The sequence below is a fragment of the Halomonas sp. 707B3 genome (assembly GCF_024158645.1).
Taxonomy (GTDB): Bacteria; Pseudomonadota; Gammaproteobacteria; order Pseudomonadales; family Halomonadaceae; genus Vreelandella; species Vreelandella lionensis.
In genome coordinates this window covers 1-23801 of the sequence record NZ_JAMZBE010000049.1, presented here as the reverse complement: position 1 = coordinate 23801, position 23801 = coordinate 1, and the positions used below count along the sequence as shown (strand labels likewise).

The window sequence follows — 23801 nt, the reverse complement described above, 5'->3', positions numbered from 1 at the left end:
GGGGGTGCAATATCTGCACCCCGTTGTGAGGCTTTACTCGCGAAAGGTGGCCAAGCCGGTTTTCCCCTTGTTTGCGCTCTTGCTTCGCGCACGCTAGCAGAGAGTAGGGGTATGATTACTGGTACCCTGATTCGTCGGAAAATTTTCCGACCCTGGCACGGATTTTTTTCCGACCTGGGTCGGATTTTTTTCCGAGGTCGGATTATTTTCCGACCCTTGGCTAGAGCCCGCGTCATTAGGGGTCGGACATTTTTCCGACCCTTCCAGACGGCTCCAAGAAAATGCTTTTGTACTGAGCCGAAAAGTCGGCTGAGTCGATGCCAGCCGGTCGAGGGGTGTCGAAAAGACGGCATGCCTATAGAATCGCGGCTCACAACACCAAGGCAGACGCAGCGGGGAGCAATGGCACAGCGAGCAACAGGGGTAGCATGGGAGCCTTTTCAGCACCATGAGGGCGAGGCATATTGCTTAGAGCATCTTCATCCGCAGTGCGTGGAATATGTCGTTCCCCCCGCCAAGAACGCACCAGAACGCCGCTTCCAGGTAGCCGTAAGTTATGGGCTTCACTGCTTTACGCGCAAGCAGAAGGAAGGCGAGGTAGTCCATGAGGCTGGGTGGTACGCCGATAGCCGAGAAAAACGGGTCTTTTGTTTGGAGCGCTGGCAGCTGTCTAAAATGCTGCCCGAGGTAGTGAGAACACTAGGGGGTAGGAAGTGCCTTCATACCGGGCGTGAGGAGTTCGTTACGCTCAAGGTGGTGGAGGGAGAGCGCACCTTTGATTACGCGATCTTCTTCATTTTGAGCAAAAGCAGCGCGCAAGGTATCGATATGAACTTGTTCATTGTCAGTGCTCACGAGCGATTCAATGCCTTGAGATACACCAAGCCTATCCGGTTCGGCATCATCCTGATGAATCGATACCAAGGGAAGAAAATTAAGCCGCCACGGTGAGCCTGCTAGCACCGGCACCTCACTGTCGTAATGTGAAACCCCAGACGCGAAAAAGCCCCACCAATGGCAGGGCCTTCTCTTAATCCGGAGCCTCTTGAGTATTCCACTCTAGGGTGCGAACCGCTTTCGCGGCGGGCGGGCGCTTTCACCGGTCAGCGCTACCTTTAAACCCATTATGGAAGCCCGCGGTGTTACTTTTCAAGTAATATCGTAGATCAATCCTCTCCCCATGCTGAATCCCGTAGCACTTTTGCGCTCTGCGAGGATTCGCTTTTTTCACAACCCTTCCCCCAATGACGGCAGTCGCTAACGGCGCCTAATCCGATATCACAAGCCCCGGAGTGAGTTACGGGCCTTCAGTCTGAACTGCTGATCAACAGTAGGGGCCTTCAATTGCTGAGTGATGCCCCGTAGTGGCGGTCTTTCCCTGTCTGACAGGGCGTAGGGCGCCCGTTTCTGGTGCTGAACTCCCGTAGCGTTTGCCTATCGTTTTGCTGAACAACTGTAGGGAAACACAACCGATGCCCTCCTCTTGCGGCTGTCCATGAATTATTTTTTTTCTTCTTTTAGGGCAAAACATCGCGCCGTGCCCCTTCTTAATTATATGAGGGTAACGGGTAAGCCGGCCCTCTGAAATCGATTACGATACGGAGGCCATCATGGCAGCTCGCACGAAGACAACGACTCCCCACCACAACGCGGTGATTCGCGCGGTGAAGCTCAGCAATTCCAAGCTGGGGGGGAGCGCCGCACACACGTGGCGCACAATGCCGGTACCGCACGCTGACAAGGATCGGACGCATCTCAACGAGGACTGGCGGCCAGTGTCGAGCCCTGGAGCATTGCGCGCAGCGATCCGTGAGCGCCTGAAGCTAGCGGACAATGTAACGACTAGCTCCGTGGTGGCCATCGAGTACGTAGTGTCAGGCCCTCATGAGGCATTCGCCGAGCAGGGTGGACCCGTGAAGTGGCGTGAGTATTTCCGTGATGCGCTTGCCTACTTGGAGGCTCGCCATGGTGCCGAGAACATCGTTGCTGCGAACGTCCAACTTGATGAAAGCACGCCCCACTTGGCAGTTTACGCCGTTCCCCTCGTGGACTATCCGGCGACCACGCGCACGCGCAATGTGATTCTTGGTAAGCAAGATGGCGAGTGGATCCGGGGCCCGAAAACGTTCGATATGCCAGCCCGCACGGCATTAAGCGCGACGCATTTCATGGGCCAACGTGAGCAATTGCGTGAGTTACAGACAGCGTTCGCCGAGGAGGTGGCCAGCCCGCACGGATTACGCCGGGGGCTGCGCCATTCAGCGGCTACCCATGTCACCACCAAGGCGTATCACCAAGCTCTGGCCCGTGGCCTGGCCGAGAACCTGAGCCTATCGCCCGATGAACTGGCCCGACAAGGGCTACTGTGGGGTAGGGAAAGCCCTGAGGAGCATGCCGCGCGCGTGACTTCCTTTGTGGTTGAGCACTACGCACCGACGGTGGCTAGGGCAGCAACAGCAAATATTGAGCGCCGCCGCGCGGACGAGATGGCAGAGACAGCCCGCCGAACGGAGGCAGCCCTGGATGAGGAGCGCAAAGCACGCCAGCAGGCCCAGGAGCGACTTCGGGGCCTAATCGGTGGTTTATCCCGTGAAGAAGTCGCAAAAATAGAGGGCTTCGCAGGCAAGTGCCGCAGGCTACGCCGCGAGGCTGAAGAGGCCCGCAAACGCGAGGAAGCCCAGCGCGAGAAAGAGGCCCAGGCGGAACTTGAGCGCATGGAAAACAATCGGGCCGCCCAGCTACGCCGCTTGCCCCCCGAGGCCTTGGCTCGGATGGGAGATGGTGAGCGCGTGAAAGCGTGGCGCCTTGCCGTCACCCGTGATGATTTGGAGCAGACACTAGAGACCTGGCTAAATAGCGACTTCTTTGAGGCGAACGGCTACCTGTCCTCGCGAGGCCGCGCTTTTGTCGAGAAGGAGAACCCCAAGCCTGCGGAGCGTCACACCACCCAAGAGCAGGCTCCGACAACGCCTAGGGCAGGTATGCCGGTACGGTCACCGTTTGAGCGATGAAGAGGAGCGCTTCATCGGGTAGCGGGTACACGAGGTGTGCTTTACGCCTATTGAAGGCGTATCAGCCTGAGGAAGACCAACACACAGGAGGTAAGGCGCTATGAAAACGCGACTCACGAATAAAGACGGCGAAGTAAGAGGTCTCACAGGCCAGGATGTTAAACAGATGCGGCCTATGTCGGAGGCGTTGCCCTCTAACCTACAGCGCACCATCGGCCAGCGAGGTAAGCAGCCCGCAACAAAGAAGGTGAAGGTTGGTAGCGACGCATTGATCAAGCCCTGAAGCCGTACATCCGGGAGCATCGCCACGGCTGAATAACAACGCCTATATCCACGCTTTTCGCTGGAATTAAGAGCACCCGACACCATGAAGGAAAGGCCCCCCAGCCGCCCATTCGAGGCGGCTTTTTGCAGCGTTAAAGCGTTATATAACGCCGTAATATAAACGCTATATCATTGATTAATAGAATATTGACATTAGTCCCAAATTGGGACATAATGCCTTTATATAGGAGGCCGCATGAGAATAATATCGACAAAAAACCTAAAGGATTTCTGGGGACAGCATCCTGATGCCAAAGGCCCGCTGGAGGCCTGGGTCGACGAAGCAAAGCACGCTAAGTGGAAGAACTCGCATGACATCAAGGAGAGATACCCAAAAGCCAGTATATTGGGTAACAAGCGCGTCGTATTCGACATCAAAGGCAACGACTACCGGCTTATCGTGAGTATTGCCTACCGGTTTGGCGCGATCTACATAAAGTTCATCGGCACCCACGCTGATTACGACAAAGTGGACGCCGAGACGGTTGAAATGGAGTGATCCTATGAATATTCGCCCGATTCACACTGAGGCCGACTACAAAGCTGTGTTGCGCGAGGTATCCGCATACTTCGATAACGAGCCTGAACCCGGCACCGAGGACGGCGACCGCTTCGATATCCTGCTGACCCTGGTCGAGGCCTACGAAGCAAAGCAATTCCCTGTGGATCTGCCTGATCCTATTGAGGCAATCAAGTTCCGCATGGATCAGGAGGGTCTTACCGCTAAGGACTTGGAGCCAGCCATCGGCAAACGTAATCGTGTGTACGAGATACTTAACGGTAAGCGAAACCTGACTCTGATCATGGTCTGGAAGCTACACGAGATGTTTGGCATCCCGGCAGAGAGCTTGATTAAGCCTCCGCGTGATACTCACATCGCCTAATAGACTCGCTAGAAATCACTACACAGCCGCCCATCTGAGGCGGCTTTTTTGTGGCGTTATAGCGTCATTTCGTTATTGCGTTACACTGAAATGGTCAACTTATCGGGTGATGCTTTTCTTGCCAGAGGGTCTGGCTTCACTTGTAACGTTTTAACGCAATAACGCTTTAACGCAAGGGGGAAACGTATTCATGGGCTACATCATCGGCGTTGTTAGCCAAAAGGGTGGGGTAGGTAAGTCCACTATTTCTAGGGCAGTGGCCACCACCTACGCGGCGGCTGGCTGGAACGTGAAAGTGGCTGACCTCGATATCAACCAGGCTTCTAGCTTCTCGTGGCTTCAGCGGCGCTTGGCCCGCGAGATAGTGCCTGTGGTGGCAGTAGAAACTTTCGGTACCGTTGGCCAGGCGCTCAAGATCGCCGACGCCTACGACATGATGATTCTTGACGGCGCGCCGCATGCGACACGGGCAACCGTGGAGATAGGCAAGCGGGCAGACTTGGTAGTGCTGCCAACTGGGTTATCCCTCGACGACTTGGAGCCGACCGTTCTGCTAGCCAATGCCCTGACCAACGAGCACGGCGTCCCGGTGGAGCGGATCGCCATTGCTTTGGTGAAGACCGGTGACAGCTTTCGCGAGCTGGACGAGGCCCGCGCCTACCTGGGGGCAACGCCCTACCATGTGCTTGATTCACAGATTCCCGAGAAGACTGCCTTTAGGCGTGCGCAAGACGGCGGAATGTCAGTAGTGGAGTCCCCTTACAAGGGGCCGCGAGAGCAGGCTGACAAGTTAATCCAAGCGATCATTGACCGCCTTGAAGCCGTAACGCAATAACGTTTTAACGCTATAACGCAAGGAGCCATCATGGCCGCACCCAGCAAAAAGCCAAACCCTAAGGGGCTTCCGCCTCAGCCTGCTCAATCAGCGTATGTCGTAGGTAATAACACCAGCAAGCCAGAGAGCGGCGCCAAGGTGCCGTGTAATTTCCGCGTCGATCCCGAGTTCAAGAAGCGGCTGAAAGTGTTCTCTGCCGCACACGATATGGACATGGTGGAGGTTTTTGAGCAGGCGGTGAGCGAGTTCATCGACCGCAAAGGTGGAGCGTGATTCGGCACCTCAAGAAGATGCTTGCTATTCGCGTATTCATGTCTTACAGTAAGTAAGCAATACATAGAAGAGAGAAACAATGGAGTCGAAATCCACTATCACCGTCAGAGTACCGACGTCAGTGCGTGATCGTTTAGATGCGCTGGCCAAAGAAGAGAGAAAGAAGACGGGTGAACCAGTGCCCGTTTCGGACTTGGTTCGAGACGCGCTGGATGAATACCTGAAGCGTCGAGAAGCGTAAAACGAAAAAGCCCCGCGACGGGTGCAACCGTCCGGGGCCATGACACCGCGTCAACCTTGGGAGATAACGCAATGTCTTTACATGATAATCCCCGCAGCGCACGAGTGGGAACCCTGAGCCGCAATGAGCTGGCAATTTTGCTCAATGTTCTCGCTCCGTACCGCTCTGAGAAGATCACCGCTCCTATCATGGAGCTTGCTACGCGACTGGCTCGTGTTGAGACCGCTCACATAAGTAAGGAGGTCACCCTATGACTCACCTGAGCGCTAGTCTTCGCCGCCAAATGGAAGGCCGTTTGGATGAAGCTTATGACCAATTGCGTAGAGATCGACGCTGCTTCACCGTTCACGTGTTGGCAGAGCGGGGTGAAGTGGTTCAAAAAGTCGCCGCACTTGATTGGTTGGATGCCCTTAGGAAGGTCGCAAGGGACGATGCCGCCGTTGCGATCCAATCGCCTCACCCTCAATATCCAGAGGCAGTGGCAGCGGTACGGCTGACAGCTAATGGTCGTCAGTCTTTTGTTCTTGGAAAGGATGCTGATGAGGCGCTGAGTATGATGCGCACCCAAGTTTTATCCATCAAGGCGGCCATCTGATGAAGAGTGTGATTACCTTCGACAGCAGCTTAGTTTTGGATCCTGAACAGCGTAAGAGCATTGAGGAAGCTCCAGGGTTCAAGTTGGCCTCCCTCTTACGCGTGCTGGCCGACGAGTGTGATCGTCACGGCGACCTGCCTATGCCACGGGCACTATGTCTCGATAGAGGACTCGTTGTTGGCGAGGTAGCCACAGAGCGGGCGTGGGGCGATCAGGACGAATTGGTATACCTCACCACCCGCGATGTCATCGCCAAAACAGGCCTGGCAAGCACCACGCTTCAGCGCCGACGTGAAAGCGACCCTACATTTCCCAAGCCGGTAGTGCTGAGCAAGTCAGGCAATCAAAACCGTTGTATTCGATGGGTTCAGTCTGAAATTGAGGACTGGATGAGAAAGCAGCTTGCTAGTCGCCCTGAATAATCGCAGAGCACGGCTAAAGAGAGCCCCCCGGTATCTGCGGGAACAGATCCGAGGCGTGACACGACGGTAATCGACCGCAAAGAGGAACACCGCCATGCAACAACAGTATATCGCTCAACCAGTCCGTTCACGCAAAGCAATCCGAGCCCAGCTACGCGCTGCTGACAACTACCGCCGCAATAGGCATAACCCCGAATGGCTGCGTGCATATGATCAGCTACGTGCCGAAATGGAGGCCGCCCAATGAACCGCCATGCCGTTTTAACTGATGACGCCATAGACGACGCAGCCCTACGCGCTGTGCTGGAAGCTGCTGGCATTGAAGCGCAAGTGAAGCCGTTGCACCTACAGCGGGCCGCCAAGGTGGCCGCTGATATTATTGGCGAGTACCCGGAAGGGCAGCGCGAGCATGCCCGAGATACGCTAGTTCGCTGGATGGATGAAGCGCTGGACACTGCCGACGACGCCCGCTTGAAGCGAATCACCGACAGCATTGAAAAGCTAAAGCGTGACCATGGCGAACTGGAAACGTGGCGCTGTGAAGGCGGGTATATCGCGCTGGAGGTGCCAACCGCGTTTATCACCAGCATTGCCAACGCCGCCAACGATGCCCGCCGCGATATTGAGTTGCGCACCTTAACGGGCCTGCTGCTGCCCCAGCTTGAGCGGATCGCGCCGAGCATACTGCAAGACGTATTGGGTGCCGAGTACGCAAGCAATCGCGGCGACTATGAGCGCCTGGTGGCAATGGTGTGTCGTGATCTTTTGGAGCATCACAACTAGATAGAATAGCTGTTATAGATAGTTGTTGGCCGCGCTAAATAAGCCTCCAATATACATATAATACTTCTTATAGGTACTTTGAAGTGCTGCCGCTAGACGGCTCCAAACTGAACATAATAGTCCTAATAGATAGTTTGAAAGGCTGGCCACGGAACGGCGTCAAGTTGGACATAATCTCCCTTATCTTCAGTTTGAAAGTCCAGTCGCTATAGCTAACCGTTTTGCTCCTAAATTACTGGGAATAGGTGGTGGGAGTGGTAGCAGAGATTATTCACCCCATAGATAGCCACTGTTTTAGGGGTTTTGCGTCTATTGTTCACACTTCTACATAAAGTATGAACGTATGTCCCTAGGCGTCACTAGGGAGTACCTAAGCGACTCAGCCCGCCACCAACAGATAAGGAAAGGGTGTCATGCGTACTAGCCAAGCCCCCCGACTGACTCCACGCCGCATCGAAAATCTTCCCCCCAAAGATAAGCCCTATCGGGTACCCGACACCGGCGCTCCGGCCCCTGGCTTAATGTTAATGATTTATCCTTCTGGCCGCCGCGCCTGGTTATCTCGCCTGACAATATCCGCTGGGCACCTTCCGCCGGCAACACTTGGCGAACCGCTGCGCCGCCGTCCTGGTCGTCGTGTTGATGTTCAGATAGGGCCTTGGCCTCAATGGAGCTTACACGATGCCCGGGAGCGGCATGGGGAGAATGCTGCCGCTGCGTCGCGTGGCCATGACCCGCGCTATCTGGTTGCGGCCAGTGACGTGGTTCCGCTATTCGGCGAGATGATGGTGCGCTGGCTGGCTCACTTAACACGGCTGGGGGAGATGGCCTCGACCACTATCGCTGCGCATCGGCAGCGCTGGTCGGCCTATCTGTCACGCCTTGATGGCGTGCCCGTTGATCAACTCGCTCGCCAGCATATTGCCCCAGAGCTAACTCGTGCCGCTGAACGTTCCCCGGTACAGGCGCGTGCCACTCTGTCGACGCTGCGGTCGGCCTTGGAATGGGCACACGGCCAAGGGTGGATTGAAGAGAACCCAGCGGCGGGCATGAAGCCAGCCACCTATGGGGGCAAGGCTGGGAAGGCGAGAAGCGTAACACTGACGATCGAGGAGTTGCGGGAAGTGTGGTCCACCCTTGAGGTCTGCCACCTATCACCGGCAATGGTCGCCGCTCTGCGCATGCTTATCTTGACCGGAGCCAGGCGCGCCGAAGTGGCTGGCATGCGCTGGGAAGAAGTGGATATCAAGGATGGCGTGTGGCACCTGCCCGCGAACCGCACCAAAACAAAAGAAGCTCGTGACGTTTATCTATGCGAAGAGGCGTTGAGCATATTACGCGTGCGCCTGCCTGCCGCTAAAGGGCCGGTATTCCGTGCGATCGGCCATGATAAGCCACTGACCCCCGATAGCTTGAGCACCGCCGTCAAACGCCTACAGCGGCAACCGGATCAGCAAGGCAAAGGAGGCGGCCTGCTAGCTCGCCTTGGTGCGGAGAAGACCTTTACTGTCCATGACCTGCGCAGATCCGCCGCTACCCTATGGGGTGAACATTTAGCGGTAGCGCCTCACATCATCGAACGATTGTTGGGGCACACACCGGCGAACGCCATCGAAGCGGTTTATCAGCGTCAGCGTTACCAGTCAGAACAGCGTGAAGTTATTGATCGATGGGGCGCCCTGTTGCTTGACCACGTGATTAATGACCCCGGTGCTGCTGTGGTGCCTTTTCGTCACCACACAACAGCGTCTGCTTGATCCTGCCTGTCACGCCGCAACGGCAAGGCTGACCAGCACGTTGGCCTTGTCATATTCAAACCCGGAAAACTGGCCAAAATGCGCCTGAGTCGTGGAGGTATCGTCTAGGGGGTGCACAGGGACAAAGGCCCGGTGTGCGTCAACCCAACTGGAGACGAATATGCAAAACAGCGTGAGCGATATCACTCCCGAATACCTCACTGACAAGCAGAGCGGTTTGCTGCTGGGGGGCCTATCAGCTTCGACCATGAAAAATTCCCGCGCACGCGGAACGCTACTCGGCTATGACGCGCCGCCGTGGGTAAAGCTGGGTCGCCTTGTCCGCTATCGCCGACGTGATCTATTGGAGTGGGCAGAGCGTAACGCGGTCGAACGCCGCGCCGCTCAAGGCTAAGGGGTGCGTCATGACAATATCAATGGATCGCATCTTAGCCGACGCCGAGAAGAACGCCTTCTTTGTGCGTCCACCGCTAAAAATAGAGCTTTCGTTAGTCCTCCTGGTCGAGGCCTACCACGAGAGTCGCTATGTGTGCGCCCTGGACGCACTGAGGGTAAACGGTGATACGTGCTGGCACAGCTCCGTTGCTGAGCTGAGAGATAAAGGCCTGGAGTTCTTGCAGAAAGACCGCCCACATATGCATCGCCATGGCGGCAAGGCGCTGTATCAAGACTATCGCTTGTCAGCGGGGAGCATCGAGAAGGCTGAAAATCTGTTGAGGCTTTATCAAGCGGGTAGAAGCCAGGCGCAAACGAGCCCAAGGAAGAGCGCATGAATCTTAGAAGTGATTGCTGCTTGGGGATTTTTTCGGCGTTAACGCATCGACAGGACGATTTATGTCACAATGTTATGAAGAGGGCCGAGAGAGAGGCTCTAGAAAAGCGAAACCCCGGAATCCTCGGAAGCTGTGGCAGGCGAAGAGGAAACCGGGGCTACAGACGCCTTTGGAGGGCGTGAATCTGTATGCCTAGTATAACCCAACTTTCAGGGGATGACATCCGCCGTGGAAATGGGGTGCGCACATGAGCGCATTAAACCCCGTACCTGCGCAGCTTGATCTCATCTCCGAGCCAGAAAATTATCACGATTCAGAACGATGGGGCTGGTTTTCCGTCCTCGCGCGGCAGAGCGCCGAAGGTGGGCGACTACGACAGAGTTCCTATCGTCTCAACCAGCTGCCGAGCGTCATACAGGCGGCTCCCCGCGATCGTGACTGCTACATATCCCAAGGTGAGTTTTCCGCACCCAACCGGCGCGTGGTTAATCTTGCCCGCATTGGGCTGCTGTTTCTCGATATTGACCCTGGCCCGATAACCCACCTTGATGGCGACCAGTGGGCTATGCGCTGCCTCATGGCCTGTAAAGATGAGGGTATACCTGCCCCCTCTCTAATCGTGTTCAGTGGCCGTGGCGTTCACCTCAAGTGGCTGCTGAGCACTCCTGTGCCTCGACAGGCGCTAATTCGTTGGAACCTTGCTCAGCGCAACCTTGTAGAGCGATTCGAGTACCTGGGCGCTGACGCAGGCGCGAAGGATGCCAGTCGCGTATTGCGGCTGGAGGGAACGCGTAACAGCAAGTCGGGTGAAGTTTGCCGTGTCGTTTGGGAAGACCGTGGCACGGACGGCGATCTTGTTAGATACGGGTTTGACGAGCTCTTCGACGAGTTAGTCGATATGCCCCGTGAAGCCCTCAAGGAGACGATTAAGCAGCGAGAAGCAAGTAGGGGCCTGAGAGTAATCAAAGGCGGCCTACACGGGCTGCGCAAGCTGTCTCAACGCACGTTAGCGTGGGATCGTCTAGAGGATCTACGCACCCTTGCCAAGATGCGTGCCCATAGCATTGAAGGGCAGCGGATGCTGTTCCTTCACTGGTCGATAAACTTCCTGGCTCTCGCCGAACCCATCAAAGCCAGCCATCTCCACTATGAAGCGCGCACCCTTGCCGCTGAGCTTGCCCCAGGCTGGTCATATCGTGATTGCGACCTAAGCACTCAGTTTGCTAAAGCCAAAGCCCACGCGAGAGGCGAGAAGGTCGAGTTCAACGGGCAAATGTACTCCCCGCTCTATACGCCCCGCAATGCAACGCTGATCGACACGTTCCAAATTACTGACGATGAGCAACTACAGCTTAAAACAATCATCAGCAAAACCGAGGCTAAACGTCGAGATGCTGAGCGTAAGCGAGAGTATCGCCGCAAGTCTGGTGCTCTCGATCGTGGAGAATACTTATCTCAGGCTAAACAACGTCGTGAGGAAGCACAAAGACTGCGCAATGAAGGGCTCAGCTACCGAAAGATCGCCACAGCTATGGAAACCAGCGTAAGCCAAGTACAGCGGATGTTAACCAACAATCAATAGGTGTACCCAGGTCCGTCCGTATTACTTGTGGCGTAGCCTATAGGAGGGTAGCTCTGTCCTCCGCATTGCTGAAGATATCGCTTGGTCAGTGGCGTATGCGTATTACTTGAGGGTGAGGTGATAACAGGTCCGTGCGTATTACTTGCCTCGGATAATCTGCAGTCCTTGTGGTGAGAGAGTCGCCTACCATCTCGGAATCCTTAGCTATGGAGATTCCCTGTGCCTGCCCCCACCCGTTTAGAAGTCGCTGAATATAACCGTGCTGTCGGCGCTCGCATACGAGAAGCCCGTCAGCTGGCTGGCTTTAACTTAGCCGATCTCTCTCTAGCTGTTGGTGTAGAGCGTGATCTTATGCCGAAGCTTGAGTTTGGGACAGACCTACAAGGTGGTGCCGCCCCTTGGGTGCTTCATCGGATTGCGGTCACATGTGGGGTTAAAGTTGATTTTCTGCTGGGCCTGACTGGAGAGAGTGAGCCTGACGAACCAGGCCCGACTTGGCGAGAAATAGCCCATGTTAGTAATGGCAACGCAGCACGTGAACGTGAGCGGCACGTAAGCGCGTTAACGGTTCGAGATGCTCATATTGCCGAGTTTCGTGAGCTTGCTGTCGAAGTGATGACGGGCGTCGAAGCTGTACAGGGGGCACTTGAGCGCGTTATCGAGTTGAACCCATCTGCTTGGGAGGATATGCGGGCTGGCTCTCGATTATCCGACGCTACTGATGCGCTTAGCGACGTTGTTGGTGCGCTGTGTCGACGCTCAAGCGCTTATGTAGATCGCCAAATGATTAGTGACGCACCGGATACTTTGCTTGAACTAGAGATTGCTGCCGCCTGATCTACTCCCCGCCGAAACCAGAACCTAAGCCCGCCGAGTGCGGGTTTTTTTGTGCCCGTAATTCGGTGTGGCAAACCCGGAAAACTGGCCGTTAGCGGCATCAATTCACCCTTTAGCATGTACCTCGTATCTCCGGCTACCCCCGGTTAGCACCGATATTTCCAATGGAAACTGCCCATGAACAGCAACAGCAAAATGACATCGGAGCGTGATAAGCGAGCACAGCGTCGAAGGGAAATCCTTGAATGCGCGATGGGCTTGGCTCACGACCAGATACTGCTGACTACCAGCGAAGCGGCGGATGTACTCAGCATTTCAGCTGGTCTGCTGAAAAAGTCACGCATGACCCATGTGCTGCTGAATCGCACTCCACCGCCTCACGTCGCACTGACCTCAACCACCGTCCGTTACCGCCTTAGCGATATCACGGCGTGGCTTGAGTCCGCCCTGGAAGAGGCAACGCGCCCAACAGCAGCACCAACGCCCAGACCCACTAGCCGCAGCACTCAAGGAGCTCAAGCTCATGCCTAACGAATACGCAACAGAAGCGCGCAACGCCATGGAACTCACCAGAGAAGAGCTAGCGGCAGCGTTAGATAGTGGTCAGCTGTCGGAAGATGCTATCCGTCGCGCTTATGCTGCTGTCGAGTTCGCCATTAGCTCTGCGGTTGAGTCAGCCCAGAAGAAATTGACGCAGCACGAGGCGATGGAGCACAGCGTTAAAGAGTTCTCTCGCGAGCTACGCGATGAAGCACTCAGCCACGCAAGCCACTCGATCGACAGTGTGCTTGAAGAGCTGAACCTGGTTGCGCTGGGCGACTCTCTCAGCTCAGGGAGGGCTTTTCTATTGGTTACTGCCCTGGAGTCAGCAAATAACTCCCTAAACGGCGTCATGGAAGAGCAGCAGGGCTAATGGCCACCTCCTCCATTGGATCAGTCAAAGGCTCCTCAAAAGAGCTGCGCAACCGGCTCGGTGAAGACGCACGCCAGCGGGAAGGGGCGAGGAAGATCCTCAGCCCCAATGAAGTCAGCGGCGACTACGATGCGGGACGCATGCTGAAGACCACGCTGGGCGGAGAAGTGCGCGACATCACCAATGATGACCTTGCCGCCTTCCGCCACAACATCAAGACAGCGGGTCGACGCTTCAAGGGCGGCATCAATGTACGAGGGGTGATCGATCTCAGCACCAACCAAGACCGCAAGCGCGCTCGCACCCAGATCCGCATGGCGGTCGCTGCCGCCAGTCGGCCCGTCAACACCGCCTTGGAGGTGCGGTTTCTCACCAACGCTAGCGGCCTGACGAAAGGCGCTCCCAATCGCTACCAGCCTGTCGTCCAGTTCCTGGGCTTTTCGTCTGTGGTGGCCGACGGCAGCCTGACGCCTCAAAAGGCCGCCGTGCGCCTGCGCCAAGGCGGCATCCGGTTCGACTGCGATTGCGACCACCACCGCTATCGCCTGCGCTACATCGCCACCATCGGCGGGTACAACGCCGGGCGTGACGAGACCGGCTACCCCAAGATCACCAACCCGGACCTGAGCGGCGTCGCCTGTAAGCACGTCCTGCGTGTCATGGCTGAGGTCGAGGGAGGCAACGCTGTCCAGATGTTCCTGGCCCGGGCCATCGACAAGGTCAGGGCCGGCATGACGGGAAGGCAGTACACGTCGGAGAAGGAAGCCGAGCGCCAGGCCCGAAAGCAAGATTCCCGCCCGATGGCGGCGAACGCTCAGGACACCGGTGACCGCGACTTTGATCGTTCTCGCCGCGCGCTGCGCAAACAGAGTCGAGCAACCACCACTAAGCCAAAGAAAACGGCTAATGGCAGTAAAAAAGCGCAATCCCTAGCGAAGATGAATACGTCAGAAGCTGATGCCGCATTTGAGCGGATGGTTGGCGAAGTAGGCATTGATCGTGCCGAAGAGCTTATAGCGGGGATGCGGAATGCCAAAAAATAACACTCAACGCACATCACAAGAGCGACAGCGCTTAGAAGATTTGCTTCACCAACGTGTCATCACCGGCGACCGCGGTGCACACAACAAGCTATGCGTGCTGCGCCGCATTTGGACTAGGCAAGCCCAGCAATCAATCACTGCTGCCCGTGAGCAGCTCCAACACTTCTCTAAACACGACTAATCGGAGAAATATTCATGACTGATAACACTGCTAACCGCGACACGCTGATGGACAGAGCCGACCGTTTGGACGCTCTCGGCTCTCCCGAACGCCGTGAATGGATTGAGTTAATACGCAAGGCTGACCGCCTTCGCCGTGAATTGAGTGGCCTTCCTGCTCAAGGGCGCTTCACCGCCGCAATCGCTCAGCACGGCAGCTCACAAGACGCGCTGCGTGCTGTTCAGTTTGAAGTCGATGCGCTGACTGAGCGACTTAAAGAGGCAACGGAGTCAAAGGTTGTTATCGAAAACGATCGTCGTGAACTCGATGACATTCTGAATCCGATTACGACCCAACTGATCACCAAGGGACGGACGCTTTTCGAGCGACAAAAGGCCCTTGAGAGTGATAGAGGCGAGATCGCTCGCACTCGAGCTGCGCGGAGTGCGGCTATCGCAAGCCTGGTTGAAGCAGGCCTTCCGCTTCGGATGGCGGACAGACAAGCAAAGCCGACCCTCATCGACATTGAAGGCTTGGAGCAAGAGTTGGCCGACCTTCCAGGTGAAATCGAGCGCAATTCGACCTTGCTGACAAGCTATGCGGGCAGAGTGGAGCTCCATTTGTCCCAGACCACCCACGATGAAGAGGCCGCGTAAGCGGCCCATCGTCAAGTCACGATGGAGCATTGCCATGAATGATGTAACGCCGCTGCCGTCGGAGCTTCACGCCGCTGCCAGCCGTGCCGTGGATGAAGCTCTGGCCGAACTGGCTACTCTGCCGCCGCCGTCCCGTTATCAAGCGGATCTACGTCTCTATGGTTCCCCAGAGAAGGCGCTTTGTGCGGTGGCTGCGCGTGCGCGTGATGCTCAGCATTTGCTAAACGCTGTGAAGGGAGAGGTCTGATATGGAAATCGCCTCCAGTGCTTCGGCAGCGTCACGCCTGATATCCGGTACCGGTCCTCTATGGGATGGCATCAATCCTAGCCTAATCGCCTCGATCTATGAGGTAGATCACAAAGGAGAGCCCGTTGAGGGCATGCCAGCGGTGCACTGCTTGTTTGTGGACGACGCCAATTTAGAGGCAACGCTTAACTGGCAGTCTCCGTTCGACGGTGCTGGACCGGAAGCGCGAGCACCAACGCTCTCCGCCATGCTGCAAAGCGGCGCTATCCAGCCGTTAGCCGATAGAGTGGGGGCAGGCGGTGCCACCAAGCAAGTTAGTGAGACCGCGCGCGGACGCACGGGTATTACCAAGCTGAACTCAACGCAAGTCTTTAGCGGCATGCCGCCTTTGCGCCTTCAGGCGACCATCATGCTTCGCGCCTGGCGTGACCCGCAGGCAGAGGTAGAGGAGCCGCTAGACCAGCTAATGGGGTGGGCACTGCCGAAAGAGCTGGCCCCCGAGGGAACGCTCTTAACAGCCGCCGTAGATTGGGTGAGCGAGGGCGATCGCAATGTTAACGGCTTTGTTGAAGCGGCGATGCCGTCGTTTGCGCCTTCATTGCTCGCCATCCGTTACAAAAACCGCCTCTACGCGCCGATGGTGATCGAGACCATTGGCGTCCCGCTTAATTCGCCTTCCGACAAGTACGGCCGCTTTGTCCAGCTTCAGTTGCCCGTGACGCTCAGCACGCTGACGGCGTGGGATCAGCGCGACTGGAACGACTCCCGATTCTCATAGCCTTGGAGGCAGATTGCATGTTTGAACAAGTAAAGGCCGGCCTGGGCGATTTCCTTCAAGGCTTCTATGACGGAGTGGTGCCCACCACCCGCGCCCTGGAGGAATTCGCCGTTCGCGGCTTCCCTTACTGCGTGGCATGGGCCCCCACGCGCATGGTGGACAAGGCCGAGGAGATGCTGTCCCAGTGGCAGCGCAACGACACGCACCAAGGGCCCACCAAGCCGCCGAAGCTTCCAGTGGTGCTTGTTGGTGTGGCTAAGGACTGGTCGCCAGCAGAGAAGAGCTTTACCACGCAGATTGCCGACCCGGTGAACATCACTTTCCCGCAGGACGCGAAACAGCGCTTGTTCCGGCTGCGTACCGTGGCCGGCGATATCCGCACGCAAGTAGTTATCTTTGCCAGCGATGAGCCCACGGCTCACAGCCTGGCTGCTCAGTTCGCGTTGTACCTCGACTCGCCCAGCCGTCGCTGCTTTCCTGCCCGTTATTCATTTGCGGGCCTTGAGCACGAATATCCGGCACAGATCGAAGTGCCCGACAACCCGGCAATGTCCATTGAGACCGGCAGTAAGAATCTGACCGTGCTGGCTCTGAACTTAACACTCAAAGTCACGGTGCCGCTGTTTATGGCTCCTAATCCTGGTGAACCCAACGATGGACAGGGCGTACCCGGCACCGACGACCCCGCAGGCTATCCGCTGGTTCAGCAGGTGAATAGTCGAGAGGAGGCCATTACATGGCACTGAACCATGATGAGCAGGGGTTTCTAGCCGGCTCGCGCCTTGGCCAGGATGAGGTAAGCGAATACCTGGAATCCATCCGCGACGAACTACGAGCCATTCGTCATGATTTGGAAAGCAATTCTAGAGGTTCTGCCCCCAAGGGCCCTGGTGATTTGCTAGCCCGTGATCATGTAACGCTTTCCCCCATCGCTCCTGTAAAGAAGACACCACAGGAACAGCGAGAAGCCAGAGAGCACGCACCTACGCTTTCCCCCATCGCACCAGGAGCGAAGCCCCCGGAGCGTGATGAGCTGACGGTGCGCGTAGAGGTAGATAGCGCTAAGGAAGGCGACAAGCTCACCCCAGCGACACCTACCTTAGCCACTGCTACGCCTGACGCTGCTACAGGAACTCGCACGACCCAGGCGGCGATTACTCCGCAGGATCGACGAGAAGCCGTGGGGAGAACGTCTTCGGTCATCCCCATTGTCCCGGGAGCAAATTCCCCAAAGGAACAGCGAGAAGCCAGAGAGCACGCACCTACGCTTTCCCCCATCGCACCAGGAGCGAAGCCCCCGGAGCGTGATAGCCAGGGCAGGTTTATTGGCGGTGATGTAGCCACGCCCAGCGCTTATGGCGATGGAGATGGCGACAAGGTTTCCATGGCCGTGGACGGGATGGGGCACCGGCTCAGCAGTGCCGTACAGGAGATAGGGGCAGGCAGTGAGGAATCTGACCCCACGGTTAAAGCCTTCAATGAGGTAGCACAGCCTCTTTCCCGTGGCTTCGGCAAGATCATGGGCGATGGCTCTGATCGTAAGCAGGAGCGCTGGTACCGCCGTTTCTGGACGATGATGCGCGGCTCGCGCAGTGAGGATCGTGCCGCCGACAAGCGACAGCAGCGCATCCTGAAGAGCATCGAGCGTAAGCCAACAGGCGGTGGCGGCGGATCCATGCTTTGGCGTGGAATCATGCTGTTATTAGCACCCCTTGCCGGCATGTTGTCGCTGCTGGGTGGTCTGCCAATAGCGTTAGCCGGAGCGGTGATAGCGGGGCTCAAGGGGTTATTAACCGCGTTAGGGCTAGGCAAGTTAGCCCGCCGAATGACCATTCCCGGCAGCGGACGCTCTACGTCACAGCGAGGTGGAGGACAGGCTGGGCGCGCAGCAGCACGAGCAGGCACAGCAGGCAGCACGGCTGCGCGATCCACGGGGCAAGGTGGGTCACAGGCGCGAGGAAGCGGTGACGCAAGGCCAAGCCGCGGTGGGCGCATTGCGGGGGCACTGAAAGCGGGTGGTCGCCGTATTCCAGGTATTGGTGCCTTGCTTGGCCTTGGGTTTATGGCTAGCGATGTGGCGGCCTCTGAGCGCAGTGACGCAACCCGGGAAGAGAAGAACGTTACCACCGGGCGCGCTGTAGGCGGTGGGCTTGGCGGCATTGGCGGCATGGCTGGGGGCGCGGCTGCCGGGGCGGCCCTGGGTTCCGTAGTACCGGTTATCGGCACGGCCGTAGGTGGCATTGTCGGCGCAATCGCTGGTGGCTACTTCGGTGGCGAAGCGGGCGAGGTGCTGGGGGAGAAGGCTGGCCAGTGGCTAAACACCATGAAGGACAGCAGCTTGTTCCAGGGCATGGCTGATAGTTGGCATTACGCTTCCGACTTCACTTCTATCTTGTGGGACGGAGTGAGCTCCACGGTCTCAGAAAAGTGGGATAGCGTCACTACTAAGTGGGAAAGTGCCTCCACTTGGACCAGCGAAAAGTGGGATGGCGTGACCACTAAGTGGGGCGAGGTCACTGATCGGATAGGTGATGGCTGGAATAGCGTGACTGATTCGATTGCTTCTCGCTGGGAAAGTGTCACTGGGACTATGCAAGACCACTGGAGTAGCGCGGTCGATATTGCTGCAAAGGGTTGGAATGCTTTTAGTGATGCCATGGGCGGCGTTAACGATTGGATCAAGGAAACCACAGGCATTGATATTGCCGGATCAGCAAGCGAGGGGGCGCAATGGGTGTCTGATACGGCCGTATCGTCAGCGCAGTGGACTGCTGATAGAGCCGGACAGGCTAGAGAATGGGTAACCGAGCGCACATCCACCGCAGCTGCGCGTGCCAGTGAGGCAGCATCCGACGCCGCTGAGCGTGCGAGCAGTACAGCCGCTTCAATTTGGGATGACATTAAACGTGGAGCCAGTAACTCAGCTGAATGGGTTTCTGATACCGCTCCCGTCAGGGCGGTAAGAAACGCGGCCAGCGGGGCCAGCGCCCGAGGTCAAAGGCGACAAGACGCGGCAGCAGCTGAACCCGCATTAATGGCCGCAATGGCCGAAGCGGGTATTACTAACCCCAATGAGCAAGCGGCCTTCATGGGGCAAATGCACCATGAATCTGCTGGTTTTACGCAGCTAGAGGAGAGCTTTAACTACTCCTCTTCCAGCCGAATAATGGACGTAAGCCGCAACGCTCGCAATCAGGGGCAAGAGGCGGTAGAAGCCGCTATGGCTCAAGGCCCTGAAGCGGTTGCCGAGCTCATGTATGGCGGGCGCATGGGCAATACAGAGCCCGGCGATGGACACCGTTATCGTGGGCGTGGGTTCACGCAGCTTACAGGGCGCGACAACTACACCGCTGCTAGTGAAGCGCTGGGCATTGACCTAGTGAACAATCCCGACATGGCCGCTGATCCTGAAGTGGCTGCGAAAGTGGCTACATGGTACTGGCAGAATCGTGGTGGCTTATCGGAAGCCGCACAGCGTGGTGATACCCGCGAAGTTACGCGCCTTATCAATGGTGGTCACAATGGGCTTGAGGATCGCGAAGCCCAGACAAGCCGCTACTTAGCGGCGGCGCAGGCTGGAGAATTCATGCCAGCACCCGTAAGCGAGCCTGATATCAATAATGTGGCTACTCGCCAAAGCACTCCGGAGACTATAGCCACCGTAAACACAGGCCACCTGGGGGCAATGGACTTGGCTGCCAGGGCTCCTGCTTTAGGGGTTGTCTCACCGCAGACCACCAGCATTCCTCCTCTGCGCGTCCCGCCAGTCACCGAAGCGCCTACCGTTAGCGTGCCGTTGTCGCAAGGTGGGAAGAGCGAAAACCAACGAGCAGATTCTGGTCAACGCCACGAGGACGTATCACGTGATGTCTCGGATCGGCGTATTGCCCATATCGTCACCGGTGCCTACAGCGGCATGTCGTGAAAAGGAGAGCAGTCGTATGGCAGCGAAGATGAACGCGAAACAGTGGCATAAGGCCCGCAAGCTGTGGGAGGCGGATCCCCGAGAGGGGTTCGCCTGGTTGGTGCGAGAGCTATCGCTACCTGTATCACGGGTAGCTGTCAGCAAGCGGGCGAAGGCGGATGAATGGCAAAAGCAGGAACAACCCAAAGGCTCAGACAGCGAAATGGTAAGCGAGGCGGGCACGGAGGTTACGCAGGGGGTTACGGTTACGCCTCAGGTTACGCAGGAAGTTACGCCCGTAACCAACGATCGAGGCCGACCTAGTGAGTACCAGCCTGAGTATGCTGAACAGGCTTATCGTTTGATGTTGCTGGGTATGACGCGCAACCAGATCGCGGAATTCTTCGAAGTGAGTGAGGCCACGATCTATAACTGGTGCCATAAATACCCGGATTTTTTAGAGTCCATAAGGCGAGGGTCCGCGCTTGCTGATGCTCATGTGGCTGAAGCGCTCTACAAGAGAGCTATCGGGGTGGTACTGCCCGAGACTCATGTTGCTCAGCATCAAGGCCAAGTGATCCTGACGGACCTACACCGACATTACCCACCGGACACTCAAGCCGCGCGGCTGTGGCTGAAGAATCGCCAGCCTGAATTATGGAAGGACAAGGTCGAGGTTGAGGAGAAGCCAGCCATTGCCCTGGTGGACAAAGAGGCGCTGGATGGTGTGTACCGGGAGGCTCTAGAGCATGCCGCAAGGGTCGAGCAGGAAATGAAGGGACGTGCTGAGCGCCTGGGCCTAGTGTTCGATCACGACGACACAGGAAGTGGCGCGCATGATGGCTAGCTTGCTGAGTGGATCGGGCAGGGCAAACCAGGAAAATTCCAGGGGGGTCTGGTGTCAGCAAGGCGTCAAAATGGTTTCTGAAGTGGTTCTCGCAACGGTTTCTCTACTGGTTTCTGAGTGGTTTCCGAAAACCACTTTGAAGAGCGTAGAGAAACCACTGTTAAGGCCCATGGTTAAGAGGCACTAAGGTCGACAAGTGTAGCAATGGCGGGGATTTTTTAGAGATCAGCCCTAAGGGTTGCGTGCCACAAGCTCCACTATTACGGAAACCAGCAAGTTAGTACGGAAACCAGCAAGTTAGCAAGTTAGCAAGTTAGCAAGTTTTACCCACTTACGCGTCACGCATGGAGAGTTTTAACGATGAAAGACAAGAAATTGCTAGCAGCATTTAATGCTAACGAGATCACTAAGCCGCTACCAAAGCCTGTTATGAAGGCGATCAATCAATTGGCACACACTAAAGCGTGTGTATTTGAGATGGAGGAAAGGCAGCGCCTGTGTGATGACGCTCAGGAAAGGCTGAGGGCAGGTAAGCCTGTTGCCGAGATAATCACGGCGCTTTCTAAGGAGCTGCTTGAGGAACGCACTATTTAAGAATAAAGCTGCCCGTTGTGCGACGCGCGTTCTACAACGCGTTCTTGTCGCTATCGGTGCGTCGTGACAACAGTATGGGAGACCCACAAACAATGAACGTGAGGTCTATCCCATGCGTGACCGCCTTGAGCTTGCCTATCTCTTTCTGGAGCTGCTGACCGTGGCGTTGGATATCGTCCAGCGCTTGGCCGAGTGGTGGCCGTTTTGCGTGCTTTGAGCGTCTTCTGGACAGTGTGCTTCACCTGGTGTGAACTGTTCAGGCACACACCGGGAGAGGTTCATGGTTGATTTCGTAGCACTTACTGGCAGCATCAAAACAGCATTCGACTTGGCCAGATCGGCGAAGGACGTGAACGACCAGGCGCGGGCGAATGCTGCCGTTATCGGCATCATGGAGCAGTTGATGGACGTTCAGTCCCAGCTATCAGCCACGCAAGTTGAATACCAAACGCTTCTTGAGGAGGTATCTCGCCTGAAAGGTGCGCTCGACGACAAGAAGCGGTTCGACGCTTACCGTTTGGTGCGAGCGCCCATGGGGGGTTACATTCTTACGCTCAAAGAGGAGTGCGTCACGGAGGACTGCCCGCCGCACTCTATCTGTCCGCGTTGCAAGGAAGATGGGCGGCTATCGGTGATGACGGACACGGACTATCGTTTTTACTGCCCTGCCTGCCCGTTCGCGGCTGGCAAGAAACCGCGACCACCTCGTTTTAAAGGGCGCGTCGTACACTCTGGATTCACCTAATCAAGGCGTTTTTGTGCAACGCAACAAATTCAAGATTATCGCCCTTATCTTGAATTTTTGATTTCAATAAAATCAATGATTTATGAATTACAGATAAACGCATGAAAAGCGTCAATCGTTCCCGCCCTTTGTGATGATTGGGGTCTATTCCGCGCAGCCTTGTGCCAAAACGCGCAAAGTGTTGAGCTTTTAATGCTAGCGTCATTGCGTTATTTAACGCTTCTGTCGTATCTGGGGCTCTACGGTTGCCGCCAGGGGTACGAATCCGATTCGCCCCTACCATTTGCCGATCAAGCTAGGCACAAGGGTCGTCACAATCTGCCGACTCACTCCCGATTTGATGGGCGGAAGCTTCCCGTGGGCAGGACGCCGATGCGTCCAAAGCTGGACGCATCTGTGGCCCTAGAGCTGCCGTCCAAGGGTCTGCGTAATCGGCACACCCTTCCCTACGCTTGAATGCCGAGAGGGGGTCTGTTCGGTTCAGACCCCTCCTCGGGTACGTTAAGCGCAAAGGGTCGGCAGATCGTGCCGACCCCTTACGTCCAGAGCTTCCTACGCGCGCTGGACGTCGATGGAGCGGAAGGGTCGTAATCCGATCACTACCCCCGATCTTCCCGTGTGCGCAGGGCGTTCCATCTCAGCGTTATTGCGTTATTTAACGCTGGTGACGCATGAGGCACCGAGATTCCTGGCGGGGGTCACCGCTCCAGTGACCCGTTACACTATCGTAGAGAGGGGGGTTACTCCGATTAATACCCTGTGTATTTAGTGCATTGTCGGGCGTTTCACGCCGGTATTAGTCGGAATAGCGGAGTGTGTTTTGCGGAACTTAGTCCTGACTGGTTGGGCGTGTGATGCGTCGCCTGAAATCCGCGCGTCGATTTCGTTCAGGAAGTCGCGTAGAACCTGCTCGACCCCACCGCATTTTGAGAGACGAACGTTTCTAGCCGCGCCGCCTGAAATCGTGCGTCCGTCTGGCAGGTCTAATGATCGACACCATTTATCTTTCATTGTTGAACCCTCGTGTGTGAACCGCTTAATTACGGCATTTCTCACTATATCGTGACGCTATCTTTTCAACACCCCACCACACGACCTCTTGGATAGAGGGTTAATTTCATATGTTCAGGCGGCTAACAATAAAAACGCTTCAAATGCCGTCTATTTTTTCACACAGGCGTCGATAATAGGTAAAGGCATGCAATGGGGTGGCTTCTTCTTTTCGTTGCTTACAGAGCCTCTCTAGGCGTTCTGGTTGATTGCGTGCCAGTGAGTGCGCATACATTTGAACGGCATCTGGAGTTGGTGAGATTTACCTGTGGGGTAATTCCGCTGTAATCGCCCTGGTTGGCTTGGCCGAAAACTTCATTCTCGCGCACGTTAGAGAGAGTAGGGTTTGGTTAAGGACGGTTCGGGTGCAAATTTTGCACCCCGTAGCGCTGTATTTTGCACCCCGTTCGGTTCGCGGGGTGCAAATGTTGCACCCCGTTCAGCTTACGGGGGTGCAATATCTGCACCCCGTTGTGAGGCTTTACTCGCGAAAGGTGGCCAAGCCGGTTTTCCCCTTGTTTGCGCTCTTGCTTCGCGCACGCTAGCA

At 56.4% G+C, this 23801-nt stretch carries 29 protein-coding genes; 28 read left to right on the top strand and 1 reads right to left on the bottom strand.

Translation table 11 applies throughout. The features are described 5' to 3' along the window. Window positions 1–402: 402 nt before the first annotated feature. From BIS10_RS08645 to BIS10_RS08510, 28 genes are all read left to right on the top strand, one after another. Window positions 403–951, top strand: a complete 549-nt coding sequence (locus tag BIS10_RS08645) for a hypothetical protein (RefSeq protein ID WP_253504401.1) — start codon at window positions 403–405, stop codon at window positions 949–951. Between the two features lie 659 nt (window positions 952–1610). Then, the gene (gene mobV, locus BIS10_RS08640; protein WP_253504399.1) at window positions 1611–3011 is read left to right on the top strand and encodes a MobV family relaxase; all 1401 of its coding nucleotides are present in this window, start codon (window positions 1611–1613) and stop codon (window positions 3009–3011) included. 100 nt (window positions 3012–3111) lie between these two features. Further along, window positions 3112–3294, top strand: a complete 183-nt coding sequence (locus BIS10_RS08635) for a hypothetical protein (protein ID WP_253504396.1) — start codon at window positions 3112–3114, stop codon at window positions 3292–3294. Between the two features lie 237 nt (window positions 3295–3531). Next, window positions 3532–3834 (top strand): type II toxin-antitoxin system HigB family toxin, encoded by a 303-nt coding sequence (locus tag BIS10_RS08630; RefSeq protein ID WP_253504393.1) that lies wholly within the window; start codon window positions 3532–3534, stop codon window positions 3832–3834. Window positions 3835–3838: 4 nt separating this feature from the next. Next, window positions 3839–4219: a type II toxin-antitoxin system HigA family antitoxin gene (locus BIS10_RS08625; protein WP_253504390.1), complete on the top strand. Its 381-nt coding sequence runs from the start codon at window positions 3839–3841 to the stop codon at window positions 4217–4219. A 190-nt stretch (window positions 4220–4409) separates the two neighbouring features. Beyond that, entirely contained in the window at window positions 4410–5054 is a 645-nt protein-coding gene (locus tag BIS10_RS08620; protein ID WP_253504387.1) for a ParA family protein, read from the top strand. 30 nt (window positions 5055–5084) lie between these two features. Further along, window positions 5085–5327 carry a hypothetical protein gene (locus BIS10_RS08615; RefSeq protein ID WP_253504384.1) on the top strand — a complete coding sequence of 81 codons (243 nt, stop codon included), beginning with the start codon at window positions 5085–5087 and terminating at the stop codon, window positions 5325–5327. A 79-nt stretch (window positions 5328–5406) separates the two neighbouring features. Then, the gene (locus BIS10_RS08610) at window positions 5407–5568 is read left to right on the top strand and encodes a ribbon-helix-helix protein, CopG family (protein ID WP_253504381.1); all 162 of its coding nucleotides are present in this window, start codon (window positions 5407–5409) and stop codon (window positions 5566–5568) included. A gap of 250 nt (window positions 5569–5818) precedes the next feature. Beyond that, complete coding sequence (locus BIS10_RS08605) at window positions 5819–6163, top strand: hypothetical protein (RefSeq protein WP_253504378.1); 345 nt, start codon at window positions 5819–5821, stop codon at window positions 6161–6163. Next, window positions 6163–6585: an AlpA family transcriptional regulator gene (locus BIS10_RS08600; protein WP_253504375.1), complete on the top strand. Its 423-nt coding sequence runs from the start codon at window positions 6163–6165 to the stop codon at window positions 6583–6585. Before BIS10_RS08605 ends, BIS10_RS08600 begins: the two co-directional genes overlap by 1 nt. Before the next feature lie 243 nt (window positions 6586–6828). Continuing rightward, window positions 6829–7368, top strand: a complete 540-nt coding sequence (locus BIS10_RS08595) for a hypothetical protein (protein ID WP_253504371.1) — start codon at window positions 6829–6831, stop codon at window positions 7366–7368. Between the two features lie 413 nt (window positions 7369–7781). Continuing rightward, on the top strand, window positions 7782–9125 hold the full coding sequence (locus BIS10_RS08590; protein ID WP_253504369.1) for a site-specific integrase: 1344 nt from the start codon (window positions 7782–7784) through the stop codon (window positions 9123–9125). Between the two features lie 160 nt (window positions 9126–9285). Beyond that, the gene (locus BIS10_RS08585; protein ID WP_253504367.1) at window positions 9286–9519 is read left to right on the top strand and encodes an AlpA family transcriptional regulator; all 234 of its coding nucleotides are present in this window, start codon (window positions 9286–9288) and stop codon (window positions 9517–9519) included. A gap of 10 nt (window positions 9520–9529) precedes the next feature. Then, window positions 9530–9898, top strand: coding sequence for a hypothetical protein (locus tag BIS10_RS08580; protein ID WP_253504365.1), 369 nt, complete (start codon window positions 9530–9532; stop codon window positions 9896–9898). 247 nt (window positions 9899–10145) lie between these two features. Further along, window positions 10146–11480: a helix-turn-helix domain-containing protein gene (locus BIS10_RS08575; protein ID WP_253504363.1), complete on the top strand. Its 1335-nt coding sequence runs from the start codon at window positions 10146–10148 to the stop codon at window positions 11478–11480. A gap of 219 nt (window positions 11481–11699) precedes the next feature. Then, window positions 11700–12317: a helix-turn-helix domain-containing protein gene (locus tag BIS10_RS08570; RefSeq protein ID WP_253504361.1), complete on the top strand. Its 618-nt coding sequence runs from the start codon at window positions 11700–11702 to the stop codon at window positions 12315–12317. 177 nt (window positions 12318–12494) lie between these two features. Beyond that, on the top strand, window positions 12495–12848 hold the full coding sequence (locus tag BIS10_RS08565; RefSeq protein WP_253504359.1) for an AlpA family transcriptional regulator: 354 nt from the start codon (window positions 12495–12497) through the stop codon (window positions 12846–12848). Beyond that, entirely contained in the window at window positions 12841–13230 is a 390-nt protein-coding gene (locus BIS10_RS08560) for a hypothetical protein (protein ID WP_253504357.1), read from the top strand. Before BIS10_RS08565 ends, BIS10_RS08560 begins: the two co-directional genes overlap by 8 nt. Continuing rightward, window positions 13230–14273: a hypothetical protein gene (locus BIS10_RS08555; RefSeq protein ID WP_253504355.1), complete on the top strand. Its 1044-nt coding sequence runs from the start codon at window positions 13230–13232 to the stop codon at window positions 14271–14273. The genes BIS10_RS08560 and BIS10_RS08555 overlap by 1 nt, the downstream gene beginning before the upstream one ends. Continuing rightward, window positions 14260–14454, top strand: a complete 195-nt coding sequence (locus tag BIS10_RS08550; protein WP_253504353.1) for a hypothetical protein — start codon at window positions 14260–14262, stop codon at window positions 14452–14454. The genes BIS10_RS08555 and BIS10_RS08550 overlap by 14 nt, the downstream gene beginning before the upstream one ends. A 14-nt stretch (window positions 14455–14468) precedes the next feature. Then, on the top strand, window positions 14469–15089 hold the full coding sequence (locus tag BIS10_RS08545; RefSeq protein ID WP_253504351.1) for a hypothetical protein: 621 nt from the start codon (window positions 14469–14471) through the stop codon (window positions 15087–15089). Window positions 15090–15123: 34 nt separating this feature from the next. Beyond that, a complete protein-coding gene (locus BIS10_RS08540) occupies window positions 15124–15336 on the top strand; it encodes a hypothetical protein (protein WP_253504349.1) in 213 nt (70 codons plus the stop codon). A 1-nt stretch (window position 15337) separates the two neighbouring features. Continuing rightward, a complete protein-coding gene (locus tag BIS10_RS08535; protein ID WP_253504347.1) occupies window positions 15338–16114 on the top strand; it encodes a hypothetical protein in 777 nt (258 codons plus the stop codon). 17 nt (window positions 16115–16131) lie between these two features. Further along, entirely contained in the window at window positions 16132–16860 is a 729-nt protein-coding gene (locus tag BIS10_RS08530) for a hypothetical protein (protein WP_253504345.1), read from the top strand. Further along, complete coding sequence (locus BIS10_RS08525) at window positions 16851–20039, top strand: glycoside hydrolase family 19 protein (protein WP_253504343.1); 3189 nt, start codon at window positions 16851–16853, stop codon at window positions 20037–20039. Before BIS10_RS08530 ends, BIS10_RS08525 begins: the two co-directional genes overlap by 10 nt. Window positions 20040–20055: 16 nt before the next feature. Further along, window positions 20056–20865: a helix-turn-helix domain-containing protein gene (locus BIS10_RS08520; protein WP_253504341.1), complete on the top strand. Its 810-nt coding sequence runs from the start codon at window positions 20056–20058 to the stop codon at window positions 20863–20865. Window positions 20866–21225: 360 nt separating this feature from the next. Then, window positions 21226–21459 carry a hypothetical protein gene (locus tag BIS10_RS08515; RefSeq protein ID WP_253504339.1) on the top strand — a complete coding sequence of 78 codons (234 nt, stop codon included), beginning with the start codon at window positions 21226–21228 and terminating at the stop codon, window positions 21457–21459. 280 nt (window positions 21460–21739) lie between these two features. Further along, complete coding sequence (locus BIS10_RS08510) at window positions 21740–22204, top strand: hypothetical protein (protein WP_253504337.1); 465 nt, start codon at window positions 21740–21742, stop codon at window positions 22202–22204. On the opposite strand, the gene BIS10_RS08505 is transcribed toward BIS10_RS08510, so the two are convergent. Continuing rightward, window positions 22197–22487 (bottom strand): hypothetical protein, encoded by a 291-nt coding sequence (locus tag BIS10_RS08505; RefSeq protein WP_253504335.1) that lies wholly within the window; start codon window positions 22485–22487, stop codon window positions 22197–22199. The two genes, BIS10_RS08510 and BIS10_RS08505, sit on opposite strands and share 8 nt — an antisense overlap. Window positions 22488–23801: the final 1314 nt, after the last annotated feature.

Coding starts and splice junctions, on each gene's coding strand:
- BIS10_RS08545 (WP_253504351.1), top strand. CDS start 14,469: ATGACTGATAACACTGCTAACCGCGACACGCTGATGGACAGAGCCGAC.
- BIS10_RS08585 (WP_253504367.1), top strand. CDS start 9,286: ATGCAAAACAGCGTGAGCGATATCACTCCCGAATACCTCACTGACAAG.
- BIS10_RS08555 (WP_253504355.1), top strand. CDS start 13,230: ATGGCCACCTCCTCCATTGGATCAGTCAAAGGCTCCTCAAAAGAGCTG.
- BIS10_RS08540 (WP_253504349.1), top strand. CDS start 15,124: ATGAATGATGTAACGCCGCTGCCGTCGGAGCTTCACGCCGCTGCCAGC.
- BIS10_RS08590 (WP_253504369.1), top strand. CDS start 7,782: ATGCGTACTAGCCAAGCCCCCCGACTGACTCCACGCCGCATCGAAAAT.
- BIS10_RS08520 (WP_253504341.1), top strand. CDS start 20,056: ATGGCAGCGAAGATGAACGCGAAACAGTGGCATAAGGCCCGCAAGCTG.
- BIS10_RS08505 (WP_253504335.1), bottom strand. CDS start 22,487: ATGGTAGGGGCGAATCGGATTCGTACCCCTGGCGGCAACCGTAGAGCC.
- BIS10_RS08535 (WP_253504347.1), top strand. CDS start 15,338: ATGGAAATCGCCTCCAGTGCTTCGGCAGCGTCACGCCTGATATCCGGT.
- BIS10_RS08530 (WP_253504345.1), top strand. CDS start 16,132: ATGTTTGAACAAGTAAAGGCCGGCCTGGGCGATTTCCTTCAAGGCTTC.
- BIS10_RS08560 (WP_253504357.1), top strand. CDS start 12,841: ATGCCTAACGAATACGCAACAGAAGCGCGCAACGCCATGGAACTCACC.
- BIS10_RS08625 (WP_253504390.1), top strand. CDS start 3,839: ATGAATATTCGCCCGATTCACACTGAGGCCGACTACAAAGCTGTGTTG.
- BIS10_RS08515 (WP_253504339.1), top strand. CDS start 21,226: ATGAAAGACAAGAAATTGCTAGCAGCATTTAATGCTAACGAGATCACT.
- BIS10_RS08565 (WP_253504359.1), top strand. CDS start 12,495: ATGAACAGCAACAGCAAAATGACATCGGAGCGTGATAAGCGAGCACAG.
- BIS10_RS08580 (WP_253504365.1), top strand. CDS start 9,530: ATGACAATATCAATGGATCGCATCTTAGCCGACGCCGAGAAGAACGCC.
- BIS10_RS08605 (WP_253504378.1), top strand. CDS start 5,819: ATGACTCACCTGAGCGCTAGTCTTCGCCGCCAAATGGAAGGCCGTTTG.
- BIS10_RS08575 (WP_253504363.1), top strand. CDS start 10,146: ATGAGCGCATTAAACCCCGTACCTGCGCAGCTTGATCTCATCTCCGAG.
- BIS10_RS08630 (WP_253504393.1), top strand. CDS start 3,532: ATGAGAATAATATCGACAAAAAACCTAAAGGATTTCTGGGGACAGCAT.
- BIS10_RS08510 (WP_253504337.1), top strand. CDS start 21,740: ATGGTTGATTTCGTAGCACTTACTGGCAGCATCAAAACAGCATTCGAC.
- BIS10_RS08620 (WP_253504387.1), top strand. CDS start 4,410: ATGGGCTACATCATCGGCGTTGTTAGCCAAAAGGGTGGGGTAGGTAAG.
- BIS10_RS08635 (WP_253504396.1), top strand. CDS start 3,112: ATGAAAACGCGACTCACGAATAAAGACGGCGAAGTAAGAGGTCTCACA.
- BIS10_RS08615 (WP_253504384.1), top strand. CDS start 5,085: ATGGCCGCACCCAGCAAAAAGCCAAACCCTAAGGGGCTTCCGCCTCAG.
- BIS10_RS08595 (WP_253504371.1), top strand. CDS start 6,829: ATGAACCGCCATGCCGTTTTAACTGATGACGCCATAGACGACGCAGCC.
- BIS10_RS08550 (WP_253504353.1), top strand. CDS start 14,260: ATGCCAAAAAATAACACTCAACGCACATCACAAGAGCGACAGCGCTTA.
- BIS10_RS08645 (WP_253504401.1), top strand. CDS start 403: ATGGCACAGCGAGCAACAGGGGTAGCATGGGAGCCTTTTCAGCACCAT.
- BIS10_RS08525 (WP_253504343.1), top strand. CDS start 16,851: ATGGCACTGAACCATGATGAGCAGGGGTTTCTAGCCGGCTCGCGCCTT.
- BIS10_RS08600 (WP_253504375.1), top strand. CDS start 6,163: ATGAAGAGTGTGATTACCTTCGACAGCAGCTTAGTTTTGGATCCTGAA.
- BIS10_RS08610 (WP_253504381.1), top strand. CDS start 5,407: ATGGAGTCGAAATCCACTATCACCGTCAGAGTACCGACGTCAGTGCGT.
- mobV (WP_253504399.1), top strand. CDS start 1,611: ATGGCAGCTCGCACGAAGACAACGACTCCCCACCACAACGCGGTGATT.